We start from the raw sequence: 26,127 nt of genomic DNA, 5'->3' as shown, positions 1-26,127 counted from the left end.
GATGCCTGCGATTCTCCCGGGAATTTTCCTGCGCTAGGCGGGCCCGTTGGCAAAACCTGGGTGATTCATTACAGAATGCACTTATGGCCACTTCCCTTGAACACTCCCCGGGCCGCAGTACATTGCGCTACGTGCGCCTCATGCTGCTCGCGGTGCCCCTGCTCCTTGTCGTTGCCATCGTCATCTATGGCATTGCCAACCAGCGCATTGAAGACTCCCTGAGTTCCTATTACCTGGGTCCAGCACGGGACTTGTTCGTTGCGATGCTGGTGACTACCGGAGTGCTGCTGGTGGTTTACACCGGAGACGAGCTGGAGGACTATGCACTGAATTTGGCCGGCTTCTACGCCATGTTCGTCGCCTTGGTTCCCACCAAGCTGGGTGAAACGCTGGCGCAACTGCCCCTGGGCGAGCAGAGGCGGCTCATCTTCTCCGTGCAGGTATCGGTTATTGCGGTTCTCGTCGTCAGCTCGGTATTCATCTGGCTGGGAATCAGGACTAGCCGCGCTCCGCACCGCGCGCTGTTCCACAGCACCGCGACCAAAGCGCTCGGTTTGCTGAGCACCCTGCTCCTGGTCGGCTTTGTCCTGCTGCTGCTGTGGCGGACCGTTGAAGGCAAGCAGTTCGCCGGCGTGCATGCCAGCGCTGCATTCCTGCTGATCTTCTCCATGGGCATCGCCATCGCCAGCCACCTGGACCACAAGCCGCTGTGCGCGATGGACACCAGCGGAGGCAAGAAGCTGCACTACGCAATCATCCTGGTGCTGATGCTCATCGGATTGATTGCCTGGCCGATCCTGCTGGCCGCGGGCATCCAGGAGGCCCTATTCATTGTCGAATGGTTCGAGATCAGCCTTTTCTCGTATTTCTGGTATCTGGAATCCCGGCGCTTATGGAACCCGGCTGCCTGAATCCGCTAGGCAAAAAACCCGCCGCTGGTCCAGCAACTGGCCCCTGCTACCTAACTCGGCTTTTTCCTGGCGAGGCTAGTCAGGACTAGGTGCCAGAATTCCGGTTTCAGGCGAAAATAAAAGGTTCCGACTCGCGAATGCGAGCCGGAACCTTCTTGTAAGCTCCTCCAACTGGACTTGAACCAGTAACCCTTCGATTAACAGTCGAATGCTCTGCCAATTGAGCTATGGAGGATTGCAACGAGATATAACTTTACCCAAGATTCCCGCGAATGCAAAATCGGGATCCTAGGTTCCGCGAAGGATCCTCCGGCGCATCTCCAGTTCCATCAGTTCCCGGTTGATCTGGGCATATTCTTCACCCTCGGGTGCCATTTCAGCACGCTGCAAGCGGCCGATCAGCTCAGCCTTGCGGTGTGTGATTTGAAGCTCAATCAAGCCGTTGATGATATCGGCGCAGTAGCGGTTCAGGCTATGTTCGTCAGATGCCGGAATGCTGGTCACTGCGAGTTCTGAAACGAAGCTGCGCAACTGCTCGGGGACTTCGTCGCGAATGACTTCAACCCAGGAGGTCGCCGAAGCGCCTGCGCTGGACGCGGCAACGACGCCATCGTGGACAGCAGAGTGCGCCGGGGCCAGGAAGCGAGCCTCGTAGAACGCCTGCCATTGCTCGTCCTTCAACCGCTGCGGCTGCTGGATCACCACTTCCAGGGCCTGTCGTTCAAGGCGCATCACCGGGTCGCGGTGATCCGGGCGTTCAAAGGCCGCCGCCGGGATTGCCTGTTCAGCCTCCCCCGGTTGCGGGTGTGGTGCCTGCAGGTCGGCGTTCTTCGGCAACCGGGCGCGTTTGATGGAGGCGCCCACCGAGCGGTTGACGTCCTCATTATTCATTCCCAGCCAGCCGGCAAGCTCACGGGCATATGCCGGACGAATGGCCGAGTCGCGGATCTGCGCAACGATCGGAGCGGTCTGGCGCAAGGCCTGGACACGTCCTTCAACGGTGTTCAGATTGAATTTCTTCAATTCGGCACGGATGGCGAATTCAAACAGCGGACGCTTGAGCTCGATGAGCTCGCGTACAGCTTCGTCTCCGCGGTGCAAACGCAAGTCGCACGGGTCAGCACCGGTTGGTTCAACACAAACGTAAGTCTGGGCAATAAATCGCTGGTCTTCTTCGAAGGCGCGCAGCGCGGCCTTCTGGCCTGCGGCGTCACCATCGAAGGTGAAGACGACTTCACCACCGGTGCCGTCATCCTGCAGCAGGCGACGGGCAATCTTGATGTGGTCCGTGCCGAAAGCGGTACCGCAGGTGGCCACCGCGGTGGTGATGCCAGCCAGATGGCAGGCCATCACGTCGGTGTAGCCTTCCACCACAACGATCTGGCGGCTCTTGGAAATCTGCTTCTTGGCCAGGTCCAGGCCATAGAGGACCTGGGATTTCTTGTAGAGCTGGGTCTCCGGGGTGTTCAGATACTTCGGGCCCTGGTCATCCTCGTAGAGCTTGCGTGCACCGAAGCCGATGGTGGCACCAGACAGGTCGCGGATCGGCCACATGACACGTCCTCGGAATCGGTCATAGATTCCGCGATTGCCCTCGGAGAACATGCCCGTCAGCTTCAGCTCATCATCAACGAAGCCCTTGGAGCGCAGGTGCTTGAGCAGCGAATCCCAGCCCTTGGGCGCATAGCCCACGGAGAATTGGGCTGTGACTTCCTGGTCAAAACCGCGACCGGCAAGGAACTCGCGGCCGGCGGCTCCTTCCTCGGTAGCCAGCTGCGCGCGGAAGAATTCCTCGGCGACCTTGTGCGCGTCGACCAGGCGCTGGCGCTTGCCGTAGTCTTCGCGGCGCGGTCCCGGTCCCCCGTCTTCATAGCGAAGCTCGTAATTGATCCGGGCAGCCAGAAGTTCCACAGTTTCGGTGAACGAGGAGTGGTCCATTTTCTGGATGAAGGCGATCACGTCGCCGGACTCGCCACAGCCAAAGCAGTGGAAGGTTCCTAGCTGCGGGCGAATATGGAAGGACGGACTGCGTTCGTCGTGAAAAGGGCACAGGCCCTTGAACGAGCCAATGCCCGCGGATTTGAGCGTGACATAGGACTCGACGACCTCACGGAGGTCGGTGCGGTTACGCACCTCGTCGATATCTTCACGCTTGATCAGCCCTGCCATGATTCCCTTCTAGAACAACTTTGCGTCAGGGGCTTCGCCCTTGACCAGATACGAGTGCCATTCGGTGGCTGAGACGTCAGTGAGCGAGGCGACCTGGTCAATCACCACACGCAGCTGGGCCGCTTCATCAGCGGCGTCTTCCCAGTCAGCTGCGAAGATCGGCTCCAGATTATCCCGGCCCGTTTCACAGAGCAGTTCGACCAGCTCGGTCAGCAGCGTGCGCTGATCCAGGTAGAGCGGCTGGCGCACTTCCGAAGCCATCACGTAGCTGGCCGCGATGCCCTTCATCACGGCAATCTCGTGCTCGGTTTCCTCGGGCACAATCAGGTTCGCGTTATAGCGGGTGAGCTTGCCTTCCCCGAAGCGTGCCCGGGTGGCATCCATTGCGGCGGCGGCGAAGCGGCCAATGAATTGGCTGGTCATGTCCTTCAGCGCCGCCATGGAACGCCGTGAGCCGTCAAAATGCGAAACCCACTCATCGCTGATTTCCAGGCGGCGCAACGCCGCGTCGATGTCGGCCTCCCCAGTGGTCGGCAAGTACCAGTCCTTGGTCACCTGCAACGCGCGCTCGCGCTGCAGATCCTGCTTGAGCCAACGCAGTTGCAGCTTGCCGCCGACAATTGCGTCTTCCACGTCATGGACCGAGTAGGAAATGTCATCAGCCAAGTCCATGACCTGGCCTTCCATGCAGACTGCTCCGGCGGTGGCTTCCGGGACATTGCGCAACCAGTTGAAGACGGTGGCGTCATCCTCGTAGACACCGAACTTCTTGGTTTTCTTGCCGTTGACCTCTGGCGCATCGGTTTTGAGCCACGGGTACTTGCACGCTGCATCCAGCGAGGCCCGCGAAAGATTCAACCCGGCCGAATGCCCGTTGTGCCGGAAGGTCTTGGTTTCCAAGCGAGTGAGCAAACGCAAGGTCTGGGCATTGCCCTCGAATCCGCCAATGTCCTTGGCTGCCTTGTCCAGCGCCTTCTCGCCGTTGTGGCCAAAGGGCGGATGACCCAGGTCGTGCGCCAAGCAGGCGGTGTCGACGACATCCGGATCGCAGCCAAGGGCCGCACCGAGCTCGCGGCCCACCTGGGCCACTTCCAATGAGTGGGTGAGCCGGTTGCGCACGAAGTCATTCTGGTTCGGTGCCACTACCTGGGTCTTGGCGCTCAAACGGCGCAAGGCGGAGGAATGCAGCACGCGGGCACGGTCCCGCTCAAAGGCAGTACGGTAGGACTTCTTCGCTGGTTCAGGCACCCACCGCTGCTGGTCGGCTTCGGTATATCCGGGGATCTGAGTCATAGTTCCTAGTCTAGTAACTCTTTGCCGGCATTGAGGAGTTATCCACTAGTGGCGTAGCCGTGGCTATCCCGGGGTGGCTAGCCGCCGGAGATATCCAGCTCGGCGGCCTTGATCATTTCGCGGTGGGCATCGCTCATCACGCGGTTATCCAGCCAGCCGTCGGGGACGTGCGTCTTCTTCGGGTGGCCCGCACGTCCGCGGGTGCCTTCTGCGGCAACCCCCGGGTACGGCAGGTCCAGATCCAGCTGGTCCAGCAGTTCGCGCAGCACTGCCAGGGATGGCACCTGGGCCAGCTGCGAGCGGATTTCGCCGCCTACCGGGTAGCCCTTGAAGTACCAGGCAATGTGCTTGCGGATATCGCGCATGCCCTTGCCCTCGTCCTCGAAGAATTCGGCCAGCAGTTCGCCATGGCGGTATACGGTGTCGGCGACCTTGCGCACGCCCGGGCGGAAACGGTCTTCACGGCCCTCGAAGGCCGCCTGCAGGTCGCCGAAAATCCATGGCCGGCCCTGGCAGCCACGGCCTACCATGACGCCGGCGGCACCGGTCTGCTCAACCATTTCAATGGCATCCTCGGCACTGAAGATATCGCCGTTGCCCAGCACCGGCATGTCATCCATGGCTTCGCGCAGGGTGGTGATCGCGTCCCAGTCGGAGTGCCCCGCGTAGTACTGACCGGCGGTGCGCGCATGCAAGGTGACTGCGGCCGCACCGTGGTCCCGGGCAATTTTCGCTGATTCCAGGTAGGTCAGGTGGTCCTTGTCGATGCCGATGCGCATCTTCACGGTCAGCGGGATATCGCCCTTGGCGGCCTCTGAAGTCGCGGCTTCGATGATGGAGGTGTAGAGATCCGATTTCCAGGGCAGGGCCGAGCCGCCGCCCTTGCGGGTGACTTTTGGAACTGGGCAGCCGAAGTTCAGGTCAACGTGGTCCGCCAGGTTTTCGTCAACCACCATGCGCACGGCAGCGCGCACGGTGCCGGGGTCCACGCCGTAGATCTGGATGGAGCGGATCTCCTCGTCGGGATCGTGGGAGATGATGCGCAAGGATTCGGGGTTGCGTTCCACCAGTGCCCGGGCGGTCACCATTTCGGTCACGTACAGCCCGCCGCCATATTCGCGGCAGAGGCGGCGGAAGGCGCGGTTGGTCACCCCAGCCATCGGAGCAAGAACCACCGGGGTATCAATGGTCAGCTTGCCCAGCTGCAATGGAGGCAGCTTGAGGGTCGGGGTGTTGGTTGGCGCATCAGTCAGGGTCGTCACCCATCCATTATCCCGCACGAACGCAAAACAGTAACTGAGATCTTCATCAAATCTTGATTCCGAGGCGCTGGATTATTGTCCTGATGTGGACCAAAATGATGCAATGACAAGTAAATTTTCGGCGGCGCGGGTGGTTCTGCTGGCCCTTGCCGCCGCCATTGTGGCTTTGGTTATAGCCGCATTGCTCGTGGTTTCGCTGCGCTCGGCACCAGAGGTCCACGGGGAGAACACTCCGGAAGGGGTCGTGCAAAGATATCTGATGGCTTTCGAGGCCGAGGATTTGCCGGCCATGCAGGGCTACACCGTTGAAGGCCAATCCAGGACGCTGTGCTCTCCCGAACCCTATGCCCCGCAGCCGCTTGATGTGCAGCTGCTGCGCAGCACCGTCGGGGAGTCCAGCGCTACCGTGCGCACCAGGTTCAATACCCGCGACGCCCAATTCCTGCCCTTGGGGAATCTGTCCTCATATGAAGAGGCGTTCGAGCTGCGCAAGATCGATGGAGCCTGGCTGATTGACCGCATGCCGTGGCAGGTCGGCCTGTGCACCGCCGAGGAGATGGGTTACTGATGGCCGCAACCGCCCCGGCGTTCCACGTGCAAAGCAGCAGCGTGCTGCGTCCAGTGATCCTCCACGGCTTGCTGTTCGTGCTGTTGATGGTCTCGGCTACGGGCTTGTCTACGCTCTTTACCGCGCTCTTCCATGGTTTCGATTCCTTGCTGGTCAGCACCGAGCAGCTGGCGATGGCCTTCACCTTCACCCTGGTTGGAATCCCCTTGGCCTGGCTGTTGTGGCGTTCCATCCGCAAGCGCTTGGCCCGGCCGTCGGCCTTCGACTCAGCCATCTGGTCCTTGCAGGCCTCGGCCGCGTACCTTGCCACCCTGGCTGCCAGCAGCTGCGCCGCGCTGGCGTTCCTGGCGGGACTTGTTTCCGCAGCCCGCGACGGTGCATGGCAGTCGACGCTGGCGGTGGCCTTGGGCTGGGGCACGGTGTGCGCCTGGCAGCACCGCCAAATCACTTCACCGCGTACGGCACCGCGGCAATTCGCCCAGCTGGCGGCCACCGCGGGAAATTACTTCAGCATGGTGCTCTTCGCGCTTTCGCTGATTGCCACGCTGACGGTCGCGTTGGAAATCCTGGTCGTGCCGGAAAACACCCTGGTGGGCCCCACCGGCATGCCGAATCTGCTGATGGCGCTGGTCTGGCTGGCAGGTTCCTCGGCCCTGTGGTTCTGGCATTGGAAACTGCGCAGAGTCCAGAAGATGTCCAATCTCCTGAACAGCGTCCTGCTGGTTGTATTGGGCCTGGCCGCACCGGCGTTGGCGTTCCTGCTGGCGATCGCCGAGCTGGTTTCCTGGGTGTGGCCGCAGGCATGGACGGCGCAGGAACGCACCGAGCTGTTCCTCGACGGCGGTCCAAGCCTGCTGGCCATCATTGTGGCGGCCGCGGTTCTCTGGATTTACCACCAGTCCCAGCTGCGTTCCGGGCTGCACCCTGCCTCCGTGGTTGGCGCAGCGCACCTGGCGCTGAGCGGTGTCAGCCTGGCCGTGCTGGCTACCGGGCTGGGCATGGTGGTCAATGCGCTCTTCGCAGCACTCGGGTCCAGCGTCTCGGTGGGCTACTCCGCGGGTTTGCTGGGCCATGGTCTCGGCTTGCTCGCCTTCGGAGCCGCCGCATGGCTTTGGTACTTCAAGCCCTGGAAGCCCTTCCCGGCAGACTCGCGCAGCGCCTATTTGGTCCTGTTCTTCGGAGCCAGTTCCGTCGTCGCGCTGGTTTCCCTGCTGGTCTTCGGGTACCGGATTTTCGAGTTCTACCTGGAACCCGATTCTCGTCTTGATTCCCTCCTGGACACCGTTCGCGGCCCGCTGGGCTGGCTGGTTGCGACCGCTGCCGTGGCCGGCTACCACTTTGCGCTGTGGCGTTCGGATAAGGATTCCAGAGCCGGTTCTTCCGGAGAATCCATTGCCTCTCAGGGGGCGATAACACGTCGAGCAGTGGTAATCGTTGGCCCGGCGGCTTCCGAGCCGATGGCGGCTCAGCTCAAAGCGCGCCCGGAGCTAGCGGTGACGTGGATGGCTTCGTCCGGCCCTGCATTGGACGACCGGGCCGAGGTGTCGGTGCTGGCGCGCATCGAGGAATACCTGGCAACTCATCATGATTCCTTCATGGTTCTTGCCGAAGCTGACGGGTCGGTGCGTTTTATCAATCTCGCCTAGTCGGAACGCATTCAGCACCAATTTGTAAATAGGTGCGTCTATTGTGACTTATTTTGCCCTAAACTAAAAACATCATGGTAGTGTGACTTTTTGTGCTCGCGATTCAGTGAGTGTTCCCTAATTACGGAAAGTCGCATGACCCTCCTTGCGCCGCATCAGCCCGCCAACAAGTCCGATCAAGCCAAAGCCGCCCATGGATCAGCAGGATTGGCCGCCAGCAATGCTTGGAAGTCAGCGGCGTTGGCCCTCTGCCTCGGCTTGCTCGCAGTCGCCCTCTTCGCGTCTTTGGGCATTGGAGCAAAGGCGATTGCGCCGCTGGCTGCCGGGCAGGCGCTATGGGGAATTGGCACACCCGAAACACTGGTGATCATCAACGAGCTGCGCCTGCCGCGCACCGCGATTGGGCTCCTGGCAGGAATGTCCCTGGCTGTTGGCGGCGCATTGATTCAGGCACTGACCCGCAATCCGCTGGCAGATCCCGGTATCCTCGGGGTCAATGCGGGCGCCGGATTCGCCGTCGTGCTCGCTGTGGCGTTCCTCGGCATCACCCACATTTCCCAGTACATCTGGTTCGCCTTCGCCGGAGCCGTGCTGGCCACCCTCGCGGTATACCTCATTGGATCGCGTGGCCGCGGTGGAGCGACACCGGCCAGGCTGACCTTGTCCGGCGTCGCACTGGGCGCCGTGCTGGGAGGAATTTCCAACGGGATGACCCTGCTCAACCCCGAGGCTTTTGACCGCATGCGCTATTGGGGCGCGGGAACCTTGAACAACCGCACCCTGCCCATGGTGGGCGTCATCGCCCCTTTCGTTATCCTGGGGCTGGTCTTGGCGGTGCTGTGCACCCGCTCGCTGAACACATTGGCCTTGGGCGATGAGGCCAGCCTCGCGCTGGGTACCAATATCGGCCTGACCCGCGCAGTGGTGATTGTGGCGGTCACCCTGCTCTGCGGCGCAGCGACCGCCGCCGCCGGCCCGATCGGCTTCGTGGGCTTGATGATCCCGCATATCAGCCGTTGGATCGTCGGACCGGATCAGCGATGGATCCTGTGTTTCTCGATGATCCTCGGCCCGGTGCTGTTGCTCGTTTCCGATGTGCTCGGCCGCATCGTTGTCCCGCCCGGCGAAATGCAGGTGGGGGTCGTCACGGCCTTGCTTGGCGCTCCGGTGCTGATTTGGCTGGTTCGGCGCAAGCAGGCTAGCGGACTATGAGTGCTGTGGATTTTGGCCCGGGCCACCGGGTACTGCGCATTGGACGCATCTGGTTGCGCGTGCAACCACGTCAGCTGCTTCTCGCCGCACTCCTCTCGGTGTTGGCGGCCGCCCTGGGCCTCTACGCGTTGGCCACTGGCGACTACACGCTGGGCTTGGGCGAAGTGCTCAATACCCTGGCTGGAGCCGGGGAGGCCAGCAGCCAGCGGGTGGTGCTGCAATGGCGGCTGCCCCGCGTTCTGATGGCACTGCTATTGGGCGCAGCGCTAGGCGCCAGCGGGGCAATTTTCCAATCCATGACCCGCAATCCCCTGGGTTCTCCAGACATTATCGGATTCAATACCGGTGCCTATACCGGTGCGCTGGCCGTCATGCTGGTCTTCGGCGGCGGGTATTTCCAGGTGGCACTCGGTGCATTGGCTGGTGGCTTGGCCACCGCGGCCGTGGTGTATGCCTTGTCCTTTAAGAACGGCTCTGAGGGATTCCGGCTGATCATCGTCGGGATCGCGGTCAGCGCGATCCTCGCTTCGGCCAACACCTGGCTGATCTTGCGCAGCGAGCTGGAGGACGCCATGTCCGCGGCCATCTGGGGTGCCGGCTCGCTGAATGCCATCGGCTGGGACCAGGCCATACCGGCCGCAGCGGTCGCGTTGCCTCTCGCGCTGGGCGCCATGGCCTGCACGCGCAGGATGCGCCTGCTGGAATTGGGCGATGACGCTGCTGTGGCGCTGGGCATCAACACCGAATCCAGCAAGCTGTCCTTGCTGGTGATCGGGGTGGCGTTGACTGCCCTGGCCACCGCGGCGGCAGGCCCCATCGCCTTCATCTCGCTAGCTGCTCCGCAAATCGCGCGCCGGATCATGGGCAGCGCAGGCGTGTCGTTGGCTTACTCGGCATTGCTCGGCGCCGTGCTGCTGCTGGCCAGCGATGTGCTGGCCCAGCGCGTTTTGGAGAACACTTCCCTGCCGGTTGGCGTAGTCACCGTCAGCATCGGCGGGGTCTACCTGATCTGGCTACTACTTCGTGAGGCACGACGCCAATGAGCATGACCCATCCGCAGCTATCCGCCGACCGGCTCACCTTGGGCTACGGGCCATCGGCCATCTCCGAAAACCTCTCGCTATCCATCCCCCCGGGCTCGTTTACGGTCGTCATTGGACCCAACGCCTGCGGTAAATCGACCTTGCTGCGCGCCCTGTCCAGGGTGCTGAAGCCTTCCTCCGGCCAGGTCATCCTGGATGGCAAACCGATCCTGTCCCTGCCAGCCAAGCAGGTGGCCCAGCGGCTGGGGCTGCTGCCGCAGTCCTCCATCGCCCCGGATGGCATCACCGTTGCGGATCTGATCGCCCGCGGCCGCAGCCCGCACCAAGGCTTGTTCTCCCAATGGTCTGCCGCGGACGAGCAAGCAGTGCTCAGCGCCATGCACGCCACAGGCACCACCGGGCTCTCCCGGCGGCTGGTCGACGAACTATCCGGCGGGCAACGCCAACGCGTCTGGATCGCTATGGTACTGGCCCAGCAGACTCCTTTGCTGCTGCTCGATGAACCGACCACCTTCTTGGACATCTCCCACCAGATCGAAATCATGGAACTGTGCCGCAGGCTCAACGAGCAACAGGGCAATACGGTGGTTGCGGTGCTCCATGACTTGAACCAAGCGTGCCGCTACGCCACGCACCTGATCGCGATGAAATCCGGTGAGATCGTCGCCGCAGGACCTCCCTCGCAGATTGTCACCGAGGAACTGATCCGCGAAGTTTTCGCCTTGCCCTGCACCATCATCCAGGATCCCGTCTCGCACACACCACTCGTGATCCCGCTGGGCCACGAGGCCATCTAAGAAGGAAAAGAACATGCAACCAATGACCCGACGCGTCTTTTTCGGCGCAGCTTCGCTGGCCGCAGCCCTGGCCCTGGCCGCCTGCAGCCCGAGCACCCAGGCCGCTTCCCCTTCAAGCGGCGAAGCCAGCGCAGCGTGGAGCTTCACCGATTCCGGCTATGGAAAAACCATCTCCATGGATGCCACACCGCAAACGCTGGTCACCGATTCCTATTCGGCTGCGGCACTCTGGGACTACGGCATCCGCCCCTCGGGCGTCTTCGGATACGGTTTGGACGAGTCGGGCAGCCTGGCCCTTGGCAGTGCGGATCCAGCAGAGATGACCATCATCGGCCAGGACGGAGAGTTCAGCCTGGAGAAGTTGCTTGGCCTCGACCCGGATCTGATCGTGGGCTTCGGCAATGCCGAAGGCACGGGCTGGACCTGGTGGGATGACAAGGTCCAGGCAGAGGCCACTGCCACGGCTCCATTCCTGGGCATCAAATTTGGCAACCGGCCTGTTCTGGAGGTCATCGAGGACTATGAATCATTGGCCAAGTCATTGGGTGGGGATATTGCGTCGCAGTCCGCCGCCAAGGCCGACTACCAAGCCAAACTTGAACAGTTGCGTGCCTTGGCCAAGGACCAGCCGTTGCGGATCATCGCGCTCAATGGGTATGACGACCTGTACGTCGGCCAGAAATCACTGGGCCAGCTGGCCCTGCTGGATGAACTCGGATTCGATATTGTCGGCCAGACCGAGGACAGCGGCTGGGCTTCAATGAGCTGGGAGAAGGTTGCCGATTACCCTGCCGATGTGGTGCTGAGCTATTCGGGCACCGCGCAGCAGGTCAAGGACCATCCCGTCTTCGCGTCTTTGCCAGCGGTAGAGGCCAGCCAGGTGGTCGAATGGGATGATAAGCGTCCGTTCACCTACAGCAGCTATGCGCAATGGTTCGACGAGCTGATCGCAGTGCTCAACACAGCCAAGAGCCTGAACTAGGGGCATTGCGCCGAGGTCCGGTACCCGGGCGCCACGAGGCGCAACGGGGTGCCGGCCCCAGCAGCTCACCGAGCCTGCCTAAGCCAGCACGCCCAGCAGCACTCCCCCGAGCGCACCGATGGCCACGACAATCCATGGGGCCATCTTCCAGGCGGTCAGCAAAACAAAGCAGAGCAAGGCCAGGACGAAAGCGGGAGCCGAAGTAATCGCCGAGGTGAAGACCGGGTTGTACAGTGCGGCGGCGAGCACCCCGACCACTGCCGCGTTGGCGCCATGCATGATGGCCCTGGCGGCAGGCCAGTGGCTCACCCGGTTCCAGAACGGCAGCACGCCGAGCAGCAGCAGGAAGCCCGGAAGGAAAATGGCAAGCAAGGCGATGAGCGCTCCGGCAGCGCCGCCGGGACCCGAGTCGACGAGGACGCCAAGGTACGCGGCGAAGGTGAAGAGCGGTCCGGGCATGGCCTGGGCCGCGCCGTAGCCGGCGAGGAATTCTTGGGAACTGATCAGCCCGGGATCCACGACTGCGCTTTGGAGCAGCGGCAGGACCACGTGCCCGCCGCCAAAGACCAGGGCGCCGGAGCGGTAGAACGCATCGATGAAGCCCAGCAGATCCCAGCCCGTTGCAAGGGCTGCCACCGGCAACCCGAAAAGCAGGATGGCGAACAGCGACAGGCAGCTGATGCCCACGGTCCTTGATACCGGAAACTGCATAGCCGCCGCTGCTCCGGCATCCTTGCCGCGGCACCAGAAATATCCTGCCAATGCGCCGAAGGCAATGGCCAGGACCTGCCCGAAGCTTCCGGCCAAAAGCAGCGCCGATCCGGCGGCGACAACCGCAATGGCGGCACGGGCACGATCCGGAGCCAGGTTCCTTGCCATGCCCAGTACCGCGTGGGCGATGATGGCGACCGCAACGATTTTCAGGCCGGCCAGCAGCCCGGTACCGATGGGACCGCTGAACAGCGAAGCGCCGAAGGCGAAGACCGCCATCACCACCGCAGAGGGCAGGGTGAATGCCAGGAATGCCGCCAGGGCACCGCGCATTCCGGCCCGGTGCAATCCCAAGCCGAAACCGACCTGGCTGGATGCCGGGCCCGGCAGGAACTGGCTCAATGCGACCAGTTGGGCGTACTGCTGGTCATCGAGCCAGCGGCGGCGATCAACCAGTTCGGTGCGGAAGTATCCCAAGTGGGCGATGGGACCGCCAAAAGAGGTCAAGCCGAGCTTCAGGAAGACCTTGAAGACTTCCCTGGCCGAGCCCTGTGCCATGCGCTGTGATTCCATGGATTCCAGCATAAGTCGTGGAGGAAAACGGAAGGTAAACAGCGATAGCGCGCCACGCTAATTGCGTGATGCCACCGGGATTCGGGTGCTGGCGCTCTTCGCGTTCCGCGCTCCTGAGATCGAGGCCAGGCCAACAGCGAGCAGTGTCAGCAAGGTACCCATGACAGTTGCGGCGGTGACGGACGAACCGGGAGCCGGGAAGAAAACGTCCAGGAGCAGCGAGCCCACCAGCTGGCCGCCAACGGCCGCGAGGCTGGTGACCAGCACTCCGAGCCGCTTGACCACCAGGGCGGTGATGCCGACGAACAGGCAACCGAGCAGTCCGCCGATGTAGTACCACCAGGTGCCTGGCAGCGGGTCCAGGCCGATGCCGGCAGGCAACCGCACCAGCATCACCATCGCCAGGACCACGAACCCGACGGCAAAGTTCACCAGGGTCGCCGCCGTGGCGCCGCCATAAGCCGCCGCTTGCGCGCCGTTGGCAGCTGCCTGGAAGCCCATGAGCATGCCGACGGCTGCCGAAAGCGCCATTGGCAGGAGCAACGCGGCAAGATCGGCGTCGGCTCCGCGCGGACTGACCGCCCAAACCACGCCGATAATGGTCAGCACCACGCCGAGGATGCGCAAGGCATTGATCTTGCGCGGCGCGGCCCCGCCAAAGCCCACCCGGTCCATGAACATGGAACCGATTGCCTGGCCGGTCACAAGGCAGACGGTGAACAGCGCCACCCCAATGAGCGGCACCGCGGCGGCCTGGCTGAAGACAATCAGGGCACCTACCGCGCCGGCCACCAGGTACCAGCGCGGGAAACGGCCCTGGGCCAAGGCGCGCGGCACTTGCGCCACCGAGCCGCGCACCGCGGGAACAAAGATGGCCAGCAGTACCAATGCCGCCAAACCGACACCGAAGCTGATGGTTGATGCCGCGATGGCGTCCCCCAGCTTCGCGCCCAGCGCCCCGTTGATGCGAGACTGCACGCACAGCAGCAGGCCCGAAGCGATGGCAAGCAGGATGAACAGGATCTTTCCGCCGGAGCGGACCTGCGAGGTCATGGTGGTGCTGGTGGTCAACGGAGTTCTTTCAAGAAGTGGAGGCTGGTGCAGAATGGCAAAAACGGGACCCGCCAGGCGGGTCCCGCTCTTGCTGGCATTACTTCGCCGCGTCGCTGGCGAGGATATGCGTCGTGGATATGACGGTGGCCTGGTCAACCACGGCCAACGCATCAATCAGCGAGGAGAGGATGAACATCGACGAGTCGACTTCCAGCTTCACCGGGTACTGGTGGATCAGCATGGCGACCATGTCGCGCACCGCTTCTGCCACTTCGTCATCGCTGAAGGCCGGGTTGTGGCCTACCAGCACGTCGGTCGGGGCGTTCTCGCGGGCGGGCACGTAGCTGACCGCGAAAGCCAGCGGAACACCGCCCTCGCGCTTCGGCTTGTCGCGCAGCACCAGGGCGCCCTGCGCGCCGGTGTGCTCGTCGAGCAGCATGCGCTGCGCCGAGCCCACGGTCATCTTGGCTGGGTCCCAATCGGTGTGCACCGCGTTGTAGAAATCCATCACCAGCTGGGTCAGCTCGACACTGCCGGTGGACAGGTCCTCGATCACCCGGTCATTGGTGTCGAAAACCGGTTCAGCCAGAGCCCCCGGCTCCAGGATGACATCGCGCGAGACCTGGATTTCTCCCAGGCCCAGCGACTGGCAGAAGCCAGCCGCCGCGGCAGCAGGATCGCCCGCGGTCACCGTGTAGCGGGCCTTGAGCTCCTGCGCCTGGCCGGCCGGAATCTGCTTGCGCAGCTGTTCCACCAGGGCGGTGCCAACGCCGGACCGGCGCTGCTCGGCGGCTACCTCGACATAGAGCCACAGGCGCTGCGGATGCAGCGAGGAAGCGAACACCACGCCGGCGCCGATAGCCACCTGGTCAACGGTGGCTACCAGCGTGCGGGAGAACGGTGCATCGCTGTTTTCGCGCAGCATGGTGCGGTCCTGGTGGGCCTGCGGGGAACGCGGATCGCCGAAGATCTGCAGCAGCTGGAGGTCGTCCCCGGAGCGCCACAGGCGGAATTCCAGTTCGTTCATCGGGCTCTAGGCTCCGTTCAGGCGCTCGGAAAGGTAAGCGGTGACCTGGTCCAGGGAAACACGTTCCTGGGACATGGTGTCGCGTTCGCGGATGGTCACGGCCTGGTCCTCGAGGGTGTCGAAGTCCACGGTGATGCAGAACGGGGTGCCGATCTCATCCTGGCGGCGGTAGCGGCGGCCAATGGCACCGGCGTCATCGAAGTCGATGTTCCAGCGCTTGCGCAGCTCGGCAGCCAGGTCCTTGGCCTTCGGGGAAAGGTTCTCATTGCGGCTCAGCGGCAGCACCGCGGCCTTGACCGGAGCCAGGCGCGGATCGAGCTTGAGCACGGTGCGCTTGTCCACGCCGCCCTTGGTGTTCGGTGCTTCGTCCTCGGTGTAGGCATCGACCAGGAAAGCCATCATGGAACGGGTCAGGCCGAAGGAAGGCTCGATCACGTAGGGGGTGTAGCGCTCACCGGTGGCCTGGTTGAAGTAGGACAGCTCGGAGCCCGAAGCCTTCGCATGGCTGGACAGGTCGTAGTCGGTGCGGTTGGCAACGCCCATGAGCTCGCCCCACTCCGAACCCTGGAAGCCGAAGCGGTACTCGAAGTCGATGGTGCCGGCCGAGTAGTGCGCGCGCTCGTCTTCTGGCACGTCGAACTGGCGCAGGTTCTCTTCCTTGATGCCCAGATCCAGGAACCATGCCCAGCAATCCTTGACCCACTGGTCGAAGAAAGCGGGGGCATCTTCCGGAGCGGTGAAGAACTCGATTTCCATCTGCTCGAACTCGCGGGTGCGGAAGATGAAGTTGCCCGGGGTGATTTCGTTGCGGAAAGCCTTGCCGATCTGGCCGATGCCGAATGGCGGCTTCTTGCGCGAGGCGGTGAGCACGTTGGCGAAGTTCACGAAGATGCCCTGGGCGGTCTCCGGACGCATGTAGGCCAGGCCGGCTTCGGTATCCACTGGGCCCAGGAAGGTCTTCATCAGGCCGGAGAACATCTGCGGCTCGGTGAACTGGCCCTTGGTGCCGCAGTCAGGGCAGGCGATCTCGCTCATCCCGTCCTTGGCCGCACGGCCCTTCTTGGCCTCGAAAGCCTCGATCAGGTGGTCCTGGCGGTGGCGCTTGTGGCACTGGATGCATTCGACCAGCGGGTCGGTGAAAGTGGCCACGTGGCCCGATGCTTCCCAGACAGCCTTGGGCAAGATGATCGACGAGTCCAGGCCAACCATGTCCTCGCGGCCGCGAACGAAGTTCTGCCACCACTCGCGCTTGATGTTTTCCTTCAGTTCGGTGCCCAGGGGACCGTAATCCCATGCCGAACGGGAACCACCGTAGATTTCACCAGCCTGGAAAACGAATCCTCGACGCTTTGCGAGGGAAATAACCTGGTCTAGCTTGGACTGTGGCGCCATATCAACTCCAATGGGAATTACGAGGCCGCTGGTTGCGGTCCGTAGAAAAATACATACCTTCCAAGGGTATCGTTTCCGCGGCCTGCAGACGAAGCCGAATCAGGTAACGCCGACGTGAACTTCCACGCCTTTGGCCGATTCTAACGATGCAGCGCGCTTATTTAGGGAAGAATGGAAGCCATGAGTGCCAACGAAGCTTTTGACCTAGAAATCCGCGACGAGTCCATCCGCTTGGGCCAGTTGCTCAAGCTTGCCTCCCTGGCCGAGGATGGCATCCACGCCAAGGAAATGATTTCCGACGGAATCGTCACCGTCAATGGAGAGGTGGACACCCGTCGCGGGGCGCAGATCCGCCCCGGCGACGTGGTGTGCGTGAATGGTGAATGCGTGAAGGTCACCGCGCAGCAGTAGTCAGCTTTTCCCCAGGACGACCCTGTTGAGGAACTCGGAAACATCCTGCAGTTCTTCCATGCACACCGAGTGGCCAATCTGCCGGTAGGTTTCGCTGGCCAATTCGGTGTGCCCCGGGGCCCATCCCAGGGTGTATTCGATCTTGTCCCGGGTGATCACCGGGTCAGCCAGATCGCGGCCCCAGAACAGCGGCAGCGGCTTTTCTGCCAGCTTCGCGTCGTCGAATATATCCAAGGGCCCGGGATCCACGGCGAAGCCCGAGAGCCCGACGACGGCTTCAATGGAATCGGGCTGGTAGCGTGCCAATGAAGTCGCCATGGCCATGCCCTGGGAGAAACCGAGCAGGGTGATCGAGGAGTGCTGCTTTACCAGCGGTTCCAGCAATGCCCATAGCGCTTCGACGCTGCGTGCCACCGACTCGATGGAGTAGTCGATTTCCTGGGTCAGCGGGAACCAGCTGTACCCCGGGCCTGCTTGCAGCGGTGCGCGCACCGAGAGGTAAGTGAACTCTTCGGGCAGATGCTGCGAGAGCCCCATGAGGTCTTGTTCATTCGAGCCGTAGCCGTGCAGGAACACCAGCAGCGGAGTTCCAAGGCGGGATTCGTCGTTACGGGAGATGATGGCCACTGGAGCCTGGTCCGGGATAGTCATAGTTCCCCAAGACTATCGAACAGGACCTCGCTAGCTCAGCGCTTCCGCGGCCCGATTCCATCAAGTCCCCGGCCACCGGCGATGGCAGCGCCCGGGTGCAGCAGAACTTCCCCGTAATCACCGTCGAATCTCCTGAAGGCGTTGGCCGGCACTATCCTGGAACCATGGTCTTCCAAGGCCTGGAAATCCAGTTGACATGTTACAAGATTATAAATCTTCAAAAAATTGCCTAGCTTTTCAAGTTTTTCGTGTTCAACTGGACCAAGGGCCTCACGGTCCTCCGGAACGCCGCTCTCGCCGGACGAGACGGCGACAGCGACAGCGACAGCGACAGCGACAGCGTTAGGAATAGGCGCCATGGACGAAATTGAATACAGCGAAAATATTCCGGGGCAGCTGCAAGAGGATCTCGATAGTTTCGGGTACATCGAACCGGACCCGGGAAGCGCTTCGTCCCTATTCGATAACGTGGACACCGTATTTTCAGTCGGCACTCCCCTGTTCGCCATGCTCTTTATCGCCGTTATCGGATTGATCATCTTCGTAGCGGTGCGCAATTACCGCAAAGCCAAGAGCGCCGGTTTTGATCCGCTGACCCTGGAAACCGAACTGATGGCAAGAGCCGCTAATTCAGCTATGCTGGCGCCGGAAAAATCCCTTGAGGACAAGCTTGCCGAACTCGATTCCCTGCACTCGCGAGGAATCATTACCCGCGACGAGTACTTTCAGGCGCGCCGGGACGCTTTGAGCGACTAGCACGGCGGCTCATGGAATCATCCTCGGGAATGATTGACTATAAGTTACCCTTTGGTAACAATAGATTCGTGCCAAACGATTCTGCTTCTGAACCATCAACATCCGCCAATGCCCCACTGCATCCGTGGCGCCGCTATGTCGCCATTGGGGACTCGTTCACCGAGGGCATCGGCGACCCCGACCCGTCGAGCACCGGCCGCCACCTTGGCTGGGCCGACCGCTTGGCCCATGAGCTCAGCCGCACCGTCCCGGACTTCTCGTATGCCAATCTCGCCATTCGAGGCCGGCTGATTGGCCAGATCGTTGCCGAACAGCTCGATCCCTGCATTGACCTGAAGCCCGATCTGATCTCGCTCTGCGCAGGCGGCAACGACGTCCTGCGCCCGGGCGGGGATCCAGACAAGATTGCAGATATCCTCGACAATGCGGTAGCCAAGCTCACCGATACGGGCGCCACGCTCTTGCTCTTCACCGGGCCCGATATTCGCGATACCCCGGTTTTGGGAAGCATCCGAGGCAAGGTGGCGATCTACAACGAAAACGTGCGCACCGTAGCCGCCCGCCACGACGCCATCGTGGCGGACATGTGGGCCTTGCAGGAGTTGCACCAATCCCAGATGTGGGCACCGGATCGCCTGCACTTCTCCCCCGCCGGGCACCAGCGCATTGCCGCCATGGCACTGGACTCGCTGAACGTCGCGCATCCGCTGGACACCGAAATCGTTCCGGCCGTGGATGAACGCAGCTGGAGGGAAGCCCGCAAGGAGGATCTGCAGTGGGCGCGTGAGCATCTTGCTCCCTGGGTATTGCGCCGCCTGCGCCACCAGTCCTCCGGCGACGGCATCACCCCGAAACGGCCCTCGGCCACGCCGTTTGCGCAGACCAAGCCAAACGACTCGCTCGGCGCCGGCGACAGCGCCAAGTAGGCACGAAAAGCCTGAAGCAGTTCCACCGATTACTGGCGGAACTGCTTCAGGCTTTGAAATCTTCCCGAGCCCCTTCCGGGGCTCAGTCTCCGAACACCAAGGTCCGAAGCACGCCATCGAGCTGCGTGGCATCGGTCAGGAATCCATCGTGGCCAATCGGCGAATCAATGTAGTGCACCGGTTTTGGCTTGGCCAGCGACGAAGCCAGCTTCACTGACTGCTCAGGAAAGTACAACCGGTCAGTGGTTACCGCGGCAACCACCACGTTGACCTTCGCCAGTCGCGCCAAGGCGGCTTCCAGGGATTCATGGCCGCGAGCCACATCATGGCTCATCAGCGCCTCGGTGAGCACCAGGTAGCTGTTGGCATCGAACCGATTCACCAGCTTGCTGGCCTGATGGTCAAGATAGCTTTCCACCTGGTACCGCCCGCGAGGCCCCTCGAGCAGACCCGTTGGCTTCTCGCCATCCTGCGGGTTGCGCGAGAAACGGGTTTCAAGCTCGGCTTCGGAACGATAGGTGATGTGGGCCAGGCGGCGAGCCAAGCCAAGACCGGCGTCCGGGCGCGCATCGTTGCCGTAGTAGTCGCCATTGCAGAAGTGCGGATCCAACCGGATGGATTGGGTTTGCACCTGTGCAAAGGCAATTTGCTCGGCAGTCGCCTGCGCGCTCGAGGCCATCACTACGAGATTCTTGACCTGGTCGGGGAACTCGACGGCGTATTCCAACGCGCGCGCACCGCCCATCGAACCGCCAATGACCGCATGCCAGGAATCAATTCCCAGTTGCTTGGCCAGCCGAGCTTCAAGGCGCACCGAGTCCTTGATGGTGACGAAGGGAAAGCTCGAACCGTAGGGCAGGCCCTGGTCGCCCAAGGACGAGGGGCCGGTGGAACCATTGCAACCACCCACCATGTTGATGGACACGACAAAGTACTCATTGGTGTCAACCGTGGCGCCGGGGCCTACGAGTTCTTCCCACCAGCCGGCGCTTTGCGAATCGCCTTGCGCAACGTGGGCGTCACCGGTGAGCGCATGCATCACCAGCACCGCGTTGGAGCCATCAGCTGCTAGCGTCCCCCACGTTTCATAGGCCAGCACCACGTCCGCAAGGAATCCACCGAATTCGAAGTGGTGCTCCCCCACGGACTTACGGCGCAAAATGCCGTCTTGCCCGCCAGCGAGCTCTTCGGCGCGCAGAGTATCTTCAGTAGTCACAATGGATGCCATGCCTAGAGGGTTTCCTGCAGTTCCTTGTTCTCGAGGGCTGCAACAGCTTGGAAGCCCAGTTCCAGATCGGCCAGAATATCCTTGATATTCTCCAGTCCGACGCTCAGCCGCACCAGTCCCGGGCTCACGCCGGCCGCAACCTGCTCAGCTTCGGAGAGCTGGGCATGGGTGGTGGAGGCCGGGTGGATGACCAATGAGCGCACGTCGCCGATGTTCGCGACATTGGAGTGCAATACCAGTGCGTCCACGAAGGCCTGGCCGGCTTCCGAACCGCCCTCCAGTTCGAACGCGATGATCGAGCCGGCGCCCTGATCGCTGTACTTCTGCGCACGCTCATGCCAAGGCGAGGACTTCAGGCCTGCGTAGGCGACCTTCTGCACTTCCTCGCGGGATTCGAGCCAATTGGCAACTTCTACGGCATTCTGGCCGTGGCGCTCAATGCGCAGCGACAAGGTTTCCAGGCCCTGCGCGATCAAGAACGCGTTGAACGGCGCAACCGAGGAACCCAAATCGCGCAGCAACTGCACGCGGGCCTTGAGGATGTAGGCCAGATTGGCGCCCAGGATGCCGTTGACACCCAGGTCGCGGGCGAAGACCAGGCCGTTGTAGGACTCGTCCGGGGTGTTGAAGCCCGGGAAGCGGTCGGCGTCCTTGGCGAAGTCGAAGTTGCCCGAGTCCACGATGACACCGGCAATGGCATTGCCGTGGCCGCCAAGGAACTTGGTGGCCGAATGGATCACGATATCCGCGCCCCACTCGATCGGGCGGATCAGGTACGGGGTGGCCAGGGTGTTGTCCACCAGCAGCGGCACGCCAGCTTCGTGGGCGATCGCCGAGATGCCCTCGATGTCCAGGACGTCCTGTCGCGGATTGGAGATGGTTTCCCCGAAGAAGGCCTTGGTGTTCGGACGCACCGCGGCACGCCAATCATCCAGGTTGTCCGGGTCCGAAACGAAGGTGACCTCGATGCCCAGGCGCTTGAGCGTGTGCTTGAGCAGGTTCTGGGTTCCGCCATACAGGCTGGGGCTGGCCACCAGGTGGTCGCCGGCTTCGGCCAAATTTAAGATGGCGAAAGTGGTGGCAGCCTGTCCCGAAGAGAGCAGCAGTGCTCCAACGCCGCCCTCCAGGTCAGCGATGCGGGTTTCCACCGCGTCGGTGGTCGGGTTGCCGATACGGGTGTAGATCGGCTCCAGTTCCTGCAGCGCGAAACGTGCAGCAGCGCTCTGGGCGCTGGGGAAGACGAAAGAGGTGGTTTGGAAAATCGGGAGAGCCCGTGCTCCGGTCGTCGGATCCGGGGTCTGGCCGGAGTGGATCTGACGGGTTTCAAATGACCAGTTATTGCTCATGGTTTCCTCCAAATAGCGTTTCATGACTATGGGGGTACGCCACTGAAAAGACACCGACAGGAAGCACCATATCGTGACGACTTCCAGGGGTAACCCGCGCTTGTCCTTGATGCCTTGTGCGTTCAAGGGCCAGGTCTTCACCCGGGGCACCCCACCGCGGTTGGAGGGTTGCCGCCCAGTAAGCCGGGGCTTGTTACTGGGACTCATGACCTGGTACCAGTTTGCCCGAAAACCGAAGATCTTTGCAACGCAAGGGCTCGTCATTGGACTCAATCGGTCATATTTCGCGAATATTGCAGGTTCATCGCAGAGTATTCGATAGCATCACGGCACTTAGGTGTGCCTAAGTAGAGACTCGCATCACATGTTGCCATGATGGGCACATGATGAGGCTAGATCACGTAAGTTATGCATGCGGCCCAGACGGGCTGTTGCCAACCGCTGAAAGAATCTCCGAGTCCCTTGGACTGGAATTCGTCAAGGGCGGCGTGCATCCACGATTCGGAACACGCAATGTCATCTTCCCGCTCAAGCATGGCCAGTACCTGGAGGTGGTTGAAGTCCTGAACCACCCGGCCAGCGACAAGGCACCCTTCGGACAGGCGGTTCGCGCCCGTTCGGAGCTCGGCGGCGGCTGGATGGGCTGGTGCGTCTCGGTGGAGGATCTATCCAGTGCCGAGGAGCGCTTGGGCCGCAAGTCGGTGCCGGGCAACCGGAAGTTCCCTGATGGCCGCGAACTGACCTGGCAGCAGATTGGCATCAAGGGCCTGATCGCCGATCCGCAGTGCCCGTACCTGATTTCCTGGGATGAAGGATCCGAGGAGCTGCATCCGTCCAAGGCGCTGGAACCTGCCGGCGCCATCAGCCAGATCTCCATCGCCGGCTCGCGTGAACGGGTGCTGGATTGGCTGGGCCAGCCGCAGAACGTCAATTTGGGCGCTGTCACCATGCAATATGAAGCGCCGAATGGCACTCCGGGCATCATGTCGGTTACCTTTGAGACCGAGTCCGGAACCGTGGTGCTGTAAACAGTTCCGCAGAGATCGCAAGTAGGCGGGGACAATGGCGTCCCCACCTACTTTCTTTTCCTTAAGGCCGGTCCAGCCGCTTCCCCAGGACCGCGACGTGCTGGTCTTCGAAGCCCCGCCGTTCATAGAAATCGATGACGGCAGAGTTCTCCTCGCGGACCATGAGCTGCACCTTGGGCACGCCGAGATCCCGCAGCCACAGGACAGCGGCATCCACCAGCGCCCTTCCCAGGCCGTTGCCCTGCCGGCACGGATCCACCGCAACATAGTAGAGCCAACCTCGGTGGCCATCATGGCCAACCATCGCAGTAGCCATGAGTTGATCGTTCTCAACGATTGACAGCACCGTGGAAGTAGGCTCGGCCAAAGCCCGTCGGGCGTCGGCGAGCGCATCATTCCACGGACGAGTCAGCCCAGTTGCTTCCCACAATTCAACTGCTTGGCGAAGGTCCTCCTCGCGCAGCACGGTAATCTGCATTGGCTCAGCTTACCGGCGCTACTGGCCGATTCCGATGGCCGGCCCGACCAAGGCGTATCCCACGAAGCCGATGGCATCAAGCAGGAAGTGCGCGATAACCAGCGGCATCACCCGCCCGTACTTCTGGTATACCCAGCCGAAGACGACGCCCATGAGCATATTGCCGATCATCGGCCCCACCCCCTGGTACAGGTGGTAGCTGCCTCGGATCATCGCAGAACCAATAATGGTGCTCCACAGGCCCAGCTCCAATTTCTTGGCGTAGATGAACAGGAATCCGAGCATCAGCACTTCTTCGAGGACTGCATGACGTGCAGCCGACAGCAGAAGCACTGGGACGCTCCACCAATAATCGCCAAGATTCGCTGCTGACAGTGCCGTGGTGACGCCCAGTGCCCGCCCAGCGGCATAGACGCCCAGCGTTCCTACTCCCATGGCCAAGAACATCCCCGCCCCGAGCAGTGCGTCCTTGCCCGGCTTGCGCATATCGAAACCGATGTCCCGGATGGTTCGTCCGGTCGTGCGCTTCATCAGGTAGAGCGCCAGCACGACGGGTACCAAGGCAAAGAAGATGTCCAGCAGCTGGTAGGAGAAATCAAAGAACTCGCGGGTGCTCTGCGGGTTGTTCAACGATGTAGTCTGCTCGCGCAGCGGCGCCCGGGTGACCTTGTCGGCAAAGCTCAGCAGCGAGTAGACCGCGCTTTGTCCCAAAGACAGGGCAAGAACCAAGACGATCTCGAATTTGAGGGTCTTGCGGGTTGCTGTCTGCTTAGATTGTTCAGCGTTCACGTTTCCGATCATAGGCTGATCTGGCTGTGCGCGTACTGAGCAGCCACGTGGCAAACCTGCGATAGCCTGAGGTTGAGACCACCAGCAAGCTGAACGAGAAGAGTGCGAGTGAGCCGTCCTGCCACCATTGGAGAACTGCAGATTGCCCGTCAGCTCTGCCCCGATCTTTCCTGGGAAGATGCGGCCGTGAACGAAGGCGGACAATTCCACAAGGTGGTCATTGGCAATCCGCAAGCGGTGATTCGCATGGCGCGCACGCCAGCGGCCACGGAGCAGATGCCCCGTTCCGTCAAGCTGCTGTCTTTGCTGGAGGGCCAGCTCAACTACCAGATTCCGGTGGCGGTCTCCGAGATCCTGCACGTCGACGGACTCAGCTCCGTGGCCATGTCTTTCATCCCCGGCAGCGCCCATGAACCGCATTACGGGGATCCGAAGGTGCTGGGACAGCTGGTCAAGGATTTGGCCGAGCTGCCGCTGGAGCCGATCAGCGAGCATCTGGCCAAACCGTTTTCATTCCGTGGCGAATGGACCCAGGCCAGGCAGCAGCAATGCTTCGATGCGCTGCCCGAGGAACTGCGAGGGCCTGCTACCGAGCTCTGGGCCCAGCTCGATATCCTGGCACAGGTTCCTGCGGGCTTAGTCCATGGCGACTTGGCCGGCCACAACATGCACTGGATCGGCGAGAAACTGGTTGGCATCTTGGATTGGGACCTGGCCGCTGCGTGGGACCCGGCTTTGAACACCGCTTACCTGAGCCTGTGGCATGGATTGGAAATGGCGGATTTGATTGCTCCCAGCGCAGAGGAAGCATACCGGGCCAAAATCTGGTTGGGCCTGATGAGTCTTGAACGGCTATCGGATACGCTCTCGCGCACCGACAACCCGAAAATGGGCAAGCTCATGCGCAAGATTGGTCCGCGCATCCTCACCGCTGCGCAGTCAATCAATGGCTAGGACGCATATTCTCGAGCCCCATCAGGTCGCTGCCAGGCTAGCCGCCCGCCGTGGCGCACGCGAGCTGGCACTAACCGGGGAAGGCACCGAATTCCTTTTCTACAGCTCGCTGCGCGGGACCCGCTACGAGGGCTACCGCATCCCTCGAATGCGGGTCTACAACACCAGCAACAATCCGCAGATTCCGGCCAGCAGCCTTCAGATCAAGGAATTGAACTGCAGCATCTGGGCTCAACAACATGGGTTGCCCAGCGCACGGGCAATTGATCTCGTAGATCAAGACGGGTACCCGGTGTTGATCACCGAAGTCATCGAAGATGACGGCTCACCAGTGGACGCTCACGCATTGGGCTCGTTGCTGGCTTCTTTGCACGAACTTCCGCCGCTCGCTTTCGACGAGGAAGGCAGCCAGGCCGGCACAATTTATGCGACGGTTGCCCAGCGCATCGCTGACCGCTACGCGAAGCTAGCCCGCCAGCATGCGATGCCAGCCTTGCCATCGGCCGACGTGTTGCGTGCTCTTCTCGAAAGATCCTTGCACCGGCGCAGCCTGTTGCATCTGGATATCCGTAGGCAGAACGTTCGTGTTCTGGCTGGAATGCCCCTGGCCATATTCGATTGGAGTAATGCCCTCTGCGCTGCCCCGGAGATGGAACTGGCACGCATCGAGGAATACGCTGCCATTGCCGAAAACGGTTTGGACAGCGAGCGCTTGCGTACTGCATACACCGGAAATGGCGGCAGTTTCGACGACACTTCGGCAGCGTGGACTGTGCTGAGGCTGGATGCTGCGGTGATGCTCGCCGGGGTATTCAACTCCGTGGCTCCCAATAGCAATCGTGAACAGCTCTTCCTCGCGCGAAGCCGGGCGTTGCTTGAAAACCTGGGCTCCTCGCTTTGACCTGTGCGGCCGGCCCTGCT

The 26,127-nt window shown here is 61.9% G+C and carries 25 protein-coding genes, 1 tRNA gene and 1 riboswitch; of the genes, 13 read left to right on the top strand and 13 right to left on the bottom strand.

Annotated features, from left to right (window positions below; translation table 11 throughout):
• Positions 1-83: 83 nt before the first annotated feature.
• Positions 84-911 (top strand): hypothetical protein, encoded by an 828-nt coding sequence (locus CQ012_RS07605; RefSeq protein WP_105657214.1) that lies wholly within the window; start codon positions 84-86, stop codon positions 909-911.
• Positions 912-1,073: 162 nt separating this feature from the next.
• Here CQ012_RS07605 and CQ012_RS07600 read toward each other — a convergent pair.
• The 4 genes from CQ012_RS07600 to dusB form a co-directional block, all read right to left on the bottom strand.
• Positions 1,074-1,146: transfer RNA gene (locus CQ012_RS07600), tRNA-Asn, on the bottom strand.
• Between the two features lie 53 nt (positions 1,147-1,199).
• Complete coding sequence (dnaG, locus tag CQ012_RS07595) at positions 1,200-3,080, bottom strand: DNA primase (protein ID WP_105657213.1); 1,881 nt, start codon at positions 3,078-3,080, stop codon at positions 1,200-1,202.
• Between the two features lie 9 nt (positions 3,081-3,089).
• A complete protein-coding gene (locus tag CQ012_RS07590; protein ID WP_105657212.1) occupies positions 3,090-4,373 on the bottom strand; it encodes a deoxyguanosinetriphosphate triphosphohydrolase in 1,284 nt (427 codons plus the stop codon).
• A gap of 77 nt (positions 4,374-4,450) precedes the next feature.
• Positions 4,451-5,635 carry a tRNA dihydrouridine synthase DusB gene (gene dusB / locus CQ012_RS07585; protein WP_105657211.1) on the bottom strand — a complete coding sequence of 395 codons (1,185 nt, stop codon included), beginning with the start codon at positions 5,633-5,635 and terminating at the stop codon, positions 4,451-4,453.
• A 103-nt stretch (positions 5,636-5,738) separates the two neighbouring features.
• On the opposite strand from dusB, the gene CQ012_RS07580 reads away from it, so the two are divergent.
• The 6 genes from CQ012_RS07580 to CQ012_RS07555 all read left to right on the top strand — a co-directional run bounded on the left by CQ012_RS07580 (position 5,739) and on the right by CQ012_RS07555 (position 11,883).
• The gene (locus CQ012_RS07580; protein WP_134780863.1) at positions 5,739-6,203 is read left to right on the top strand and encodes a hypothetical protein; all 465 of its coding nucleotides are present in this window, start codon (positions 5,739-5,741) and stop codon (positions 6,201-6,203) included.
• A complete protein-coding gene (locus CQ012_RS07575) occupies positions 6,203-7,849 on the top strand; it encodes a DUF5671 domain-containing protein (protein ID WP_105661784.1) in 1,647 nt (548 codons plus the stop codon). The genes CQ012_RS07580 and CQ012_RS07575 overlap by 1 nt, the downstream gene beginning before the upstream one ends.
• Positions 7,850-7,984: 135 nt before the next feature.
• Positions 7,985-9,061 (top strand): FecCD family ABC transporter permease, encoded by a 1,077-nt coding sequence (locus CQ012_RS07570; RefSeq protein WP_105657208.1) that lies wholly within the window; start codon positions 7,985-7,987, stop codon positions 9,059-9,061.
• Positions 9,058-10,104, top strand: coding sequence for a FecCD family ABC transporter permease (locus tag CQ012_RS07565; RefSeq protein WP_102598151.1), 1,047 nt, complete (start codon positions 9,058-9,060; stop codon positions 10,102-10,104). Before CQ012_RS07570 ends, CQ012_RS07565 begins: the two co-directional genes overlap by 4 nt.
• The gene (locus CQ012_RS07560; protein WP_105657206.1) at positions 10,101-10,901 is read left to right on the top strand and encodes an ABC transporter ATP-binding protein; all 801 of its coding nucleotides are present in this window, start codon (positions 10,101-10,103) and stop codon (positions 10,899-10,901) included. Before CQ012_RS07565 ends, CQ012_RS07560 begins: the two co-directional genes overlap by 4 nt.
• Before the next feature lie 13 nt (positions 10,902-10,914).
• On the top strand, positions 10,915-11,883 hold the full coding sequence (locus CQ012_RS07555) for an ABC transporter substrate-binding protein (RefSeq protein ID WP_105661783.1): 969 nt from the start codon (positions 10,915-10,917) through the stop codon (positions 11,881-11,883).
• 78 nt (positions 11,884-11,961) lie between these two features.
• Here CQ012_RS07555 and chrA read toward each other — a convergent pair whose 3' ends face one another.
• The 4 genes from chrA to CQ012_RS07535 form a co-directional block, all read right to left on the bottom strand.
• On the bottom strand, positions 11,962-13,167 hold the full coding sequence (chrA, locus tag CQ012_RS07550; RefSeq protein WP_105661782.1) for a chromate efflux transporter: 1,206 nt from the start codon (positions 13,165-13,167) through the stop codon (positions 11,962-11,964).
• A gap of 57 nt (positions 13,168-13,224) precedes the next feature.
• On the bottom strand, positions 13,225-14,238 hold the full coding sequence (locus tag CQ012_RS07545; protein ID WP_353616144.1) for a DMT family transporter: 1,014 nt from the start codon (positions 14,236-14,238) through the stop codon (positions 13,225-13,227).
• 79 nt (positions 14,239-14,317) lie between these two features.
• A complete protein-coding gene (locus CQ012_RS07540) occupies positions 14,318-15,247 on the bottom strand; it encodes a GNAT family N-acetyltransferase (protein ID WP_105661781.1) in 930 nt (309 codons plus the stop codon).
• A gap of 6 nt (positions 15,248-15,253) precedes the next feature.
• On the bottom strand, positions 15,254-16,639 hold the full coding sequence (locus CQ012_RS07535; protein ID WP_105657203.1) for a glycine--tRNA ligase: 1,386 nt from the start codon (positions 16,637-16,639) through the stop codon (positions 15,254-15,256).
• Positions 16,640-16,819: 180 nt separating this feature from the next.
• Here CQ012_RS07535 and CQ012_RS07530 point away from each other — a divergent pair, with 180 nt between their 5' ends.
• Positions 16,820-17,050, top strand: coding sequence for an RNA-binding S4 domain-containing protein (locus tag CQ012_RS07530; RefSeq protein WP_181148825.1), 231 nt, complete (start codon positions 16,820-16,822; stop codon positions 17,048-17,050).
• Here the strand turns inward: CQ012_RS07530 and CQ012_RS07525 are convergent, their stop codons facing one another.
• On the bottom strand, positions 17,051-17,701 hold the full coding sequence (locus CQ012_RS07525; RefSeq protein ID WP_105661780.1) for an alpha/beta hydrolase: 651 nt from the start codon (positions 17,699-17,701) through the stop codon (positions 17,051-17,053).
• A gap of 357 nt (positions 17,702-18,058) precedes the next feature.
• On the opposite strand from CQ012_RS07525, the gene CQ012_RS07515 reads away from it, so the two are divergent.
• Positions 18,059-18,457: an SHOCT domain-containing protein gene (locus CQ012_RS07515; RefSeq protein ID WP_105661778.1), complete on the top strand. Its 399-nt coding sequence runs from the start codon at positions 18,059-18,061 to the stop codon at positions 18,455-18,457.
• A 68-nt stretch (positions 18,458-18,525) separates the two neighbouring features.
• Complete coding sequence (locus tag CQ012_RS07510) at positions 18,526-19,383, top strand: SGNH/GDSL hydrolase family protein (RefSeq protein WP_402472421.1); 858 nt, start codon at positions 18,526-18,528, stop codon at positions 19,381-19,383.
• A gap of 82 nt (positions 19,384-19,465) precedes the next feature.
• Here CQ012_RS07510 and metX read toward each other — a convergent pair whose 3' ends face one another.
• Positions 19,466-20,611, bottom strand: coding sequence for a homoserine O-acetyltransferase MetX (gene metX / locus CQ012_RS07505; protein ID WP_105661777.1), 1,146 nt, complete (start codon positions 20,609-20,611; stop codon positions 19,466-19,468).
• Positions 20,612-20,613: 2 nt separating this feature from the next.
• Positions 20,614-21,957 (bottom strand): bifunctional o-acetylhomoserine/o-acetylserine sulfhydrylase, encoded by a 1,344-nt coding sequence (locus tag CQ012_RS07500; protein WP_105661776.1) that lies wholly within the window; start codon positions 21,955-21,957, stop codon positions 20,614-20,616.
• 91 nt (positions 21,958-22,048) lie between these two features.
• A riboswitch (SAM riboswitch) is annotated at positions 22,049-22,168 on the bottom strand.
• Between the two features lie 172 nt (positions 22,169-22,340).
• Between CQ012_RS07500 and CQ012_RS07495 the strand changes: the two genes are divergently transcribed.
• Positions 22,341-22,985 carry a VOC family protein gene (locus CQ012_RS07495; RefSeq protein WP_105661775.1) on the top strand — a complete coding sequence of 215 codons (645 nt, stop codon included), beginning with the start codon at positions 22,341-22,343 and terminating at the stop codon, positions 22,983-22,985.
• 61 nt (positions 22,986-23,046) lie between these two features.
• Here CQ012_RS07495 and CQ012_RS07490 read toward each other — a convergent pair whose 3' ends face one another.
• Together CQ012_RS07490 and CQ012_RS07485 are read right to left on the bottom strand one after the other, a co-directional pair.
• The gene (locus CQ012_RS07490; protein ID WP_105657195.1) at positions 23,047-23,463 is read right to left on the bottom strand and encodes a GNAT family acetyltransferase; all 417 of its coding nucleotides are present in this window, start codon (positions 23,461-23,463) and stop codon (positions 23,047-23,049) included.
• A gap of 18 nt (positions 23,464-23,481) precedes the next feature.
• On the bottom strand, positions 23,482-24,264 hold the full coding sequence (locus CQ012_RS07485) for a CPBP family intramembrane glutamic endopeptidase (protein ID WP_105661774.1): 783 nt from the start codon (positions 24,262-24,264) through the stop codon (positions 23,482-23,484).
• 96 nt (positions 24,265-24,360) lie between these two features.
• Between CQ012_RS07485 and CQ012_RS07480 the strand changes: the two genes are divergently transcribed.
• Together CQ012_RS07480 and CQ012_RS07475 are read left to right on the top strand one after the other, a co-directional pair.
• Positions 24,361-25,206 (top strand): phosphotransferase family protein, encoded by an 846-nt coding sequence (locus tag CQ012_RS07480; protein WP_105657193.1) that lies wholly within the window; start codon positions 24,361-24,363, stop codon positions 25,204-25,206.
• On the top strand, positions 25,199-26,107 hold the full coding sequence (locus CQ012_RS07475; protein WP_105657192.1) for a phosphotransferase family protein: 909 nt from the start codon (positions 25,199-25,201) through the stop codon (positions 26,105-26,107). Before CQ012_RS07480 ends, CQ012_RS07475 begins: the two co-directional genes overlap by 8 nt.
• Positions 26,108-26,127: the final 20 nt, after the last annotated feature.

It is taken from the genome of Arthrobacter sp. MYb214 (assembly GCF_002979865.1).
In the GTDB taxonomy this organism is placed as follows: domain Bacteria; phylum Actinomycetota; class Actinomycetes; order Actinomycetales; family Micrococcaceae; genus Glutamicibacter.
The sequence above is the reverse complement of the archived record's forward strand: the minus strand, read 5'-3'. Positions and strand labels throughout refer to the sequence as shown.

Coding starts and splice junctions, on each gene's coding strand:
- CQ012_RS07525 (WP_105661780.1), bottom strand. CDS start 17,701: ATGACTATCCCGGACCAGGCTCCAGTGGCCATCATCTCCCGTAACGAC.
- CQ012_RS07490 (WP_105657195.1), bottom strand. CDS start 23,463: ATGCAGATTACCGTGCTGCGCGAGGAGGACCTTCGCCAAGCAGTTGAA.
- CQ012_RS07555 (WP_105661783.1), top strand. CDS start 10,915: ATGCAACCAATGACCCGACGCGTCTTTTTCGGCGCAGCTTCGCTGGCC.
- chrA (WP_105661782.1), bottom strand. CDS start 13,167: ATGGAATCACAGCGCATGGCACAGGGCTCGGCCAGGGAAGTCTTCAAG.
- CQ012_RS07475 (WP_105657192.1), top strand. CDS start 25,199: ATGGCTAGGACGCATATTCTCGAGCCCCATCAGGTCGCTGCCAGGCTA.
- CQ012_RS07590 (WP_105657212.1), bottom strand. CDS start 4,373: ATGACTCAGATCCCCGGATATACCGAAGCCGACCAGCAGCGGTGGGTG.
- CQ012_RS07605 (WP_105657214.1), top strand. CDS start 84: ATGGCCACTTCCCTTGAACACTCCCCGGGCCGCAGTACATTGCGCTAC.
- dnaG (WP_105657213.1), bottom strand. CDS start 3,080: ATGGCAGGGCTGATCAAGCGTGAAGATATCGACGAGGTGCGTAACCGC.
- CQ012_RS07565 (WP_102598151.1), top strand. CDS start 9,058: ATGAGTGCTGTGGATTTTGGCCCGGGCCACCGGGTACTGCGCATTGGA.
- CQ012_RS07540 (WP_105661781.1), bottom strand. CDS start 15,247: ATGAACGAACTGGAATTCCGCCTGTGGCGCTCCGGGGACGACCTCCAG.
- CQ012_RS07560 (WP_105657206.1), top strand. CDS start 10,101: ATGAGCATGACCCATCCGCAGCTATCCGCCGACCGGCTCACCTTGGGC.
- CQ012_RS07580 (WP_134780863.1), top strand. CDS start 5,739: ATGACAAGTAAATTTTCGGCGGCGCGGGTGGTTCTGCTGGCCCTTGCC.
- CQ012_RS07485 (WP_105661774.1), bottom strand. CDS start 24,264: ATGATCGGAAACGTGAACGCTGAACAATCTAAGCAGACAGCAACCCGC.
- CQ012_RS07535 (WP_105657203.1), bottom strand. CDS start 16,639: ATGGCGCCACAGTCCAAGCTAGACCAGGTTATTTCCCTCGCAAAGCGT.
- CQ012_RS07530 (WP_181148825.1), top strand. CDS start 16,820: ATGAGTGCCAACGAAGCTTTTGACCTAGAAATCCGCGACGAGTCCATC.
- CQ012_RS07515 (WP_105661778.1), top strand. CDS start 18,059: ATGGACGAAATTGAATACAGCGAAAATATTCCGGGGCAGCTGCAAGAG.
- CQ012_RS07495 (WP_105661775.1), top strand. CDS start 22,341: ATGATGAGGCTAGATCACGTAAGTTATGCATGCGGCCCAGACGGGCTG.
- metX (WP_105661777.1), bottom strand. CDS start 20,611: ATGGCATCCATTGTGACTACTGAAGATACTCTGCGCGCCGAAGAGCTC.
- CQ012_RS07575 (WP_105661784.1), top strand. CDS start 6,203: ATGGCCGCAACCGCCCCGGCGTTCCACGTGCAAAGCAGCAGCGTGCTG.
- CQ012_RS07500 (WP_105661776.1), bottom strand. CDS start 21,957: ATGAGCAATAACTGGTCATTTGAAACCCGTCAGATCCACTCCGGCCAG.
- CQ012_RS07570 (WP_105657208.1), top strand. CDS start 7,985: ATGACCCTCCTTGCGCCGCATCAGCCCGCCAACAAGTCCGATCAAGCC.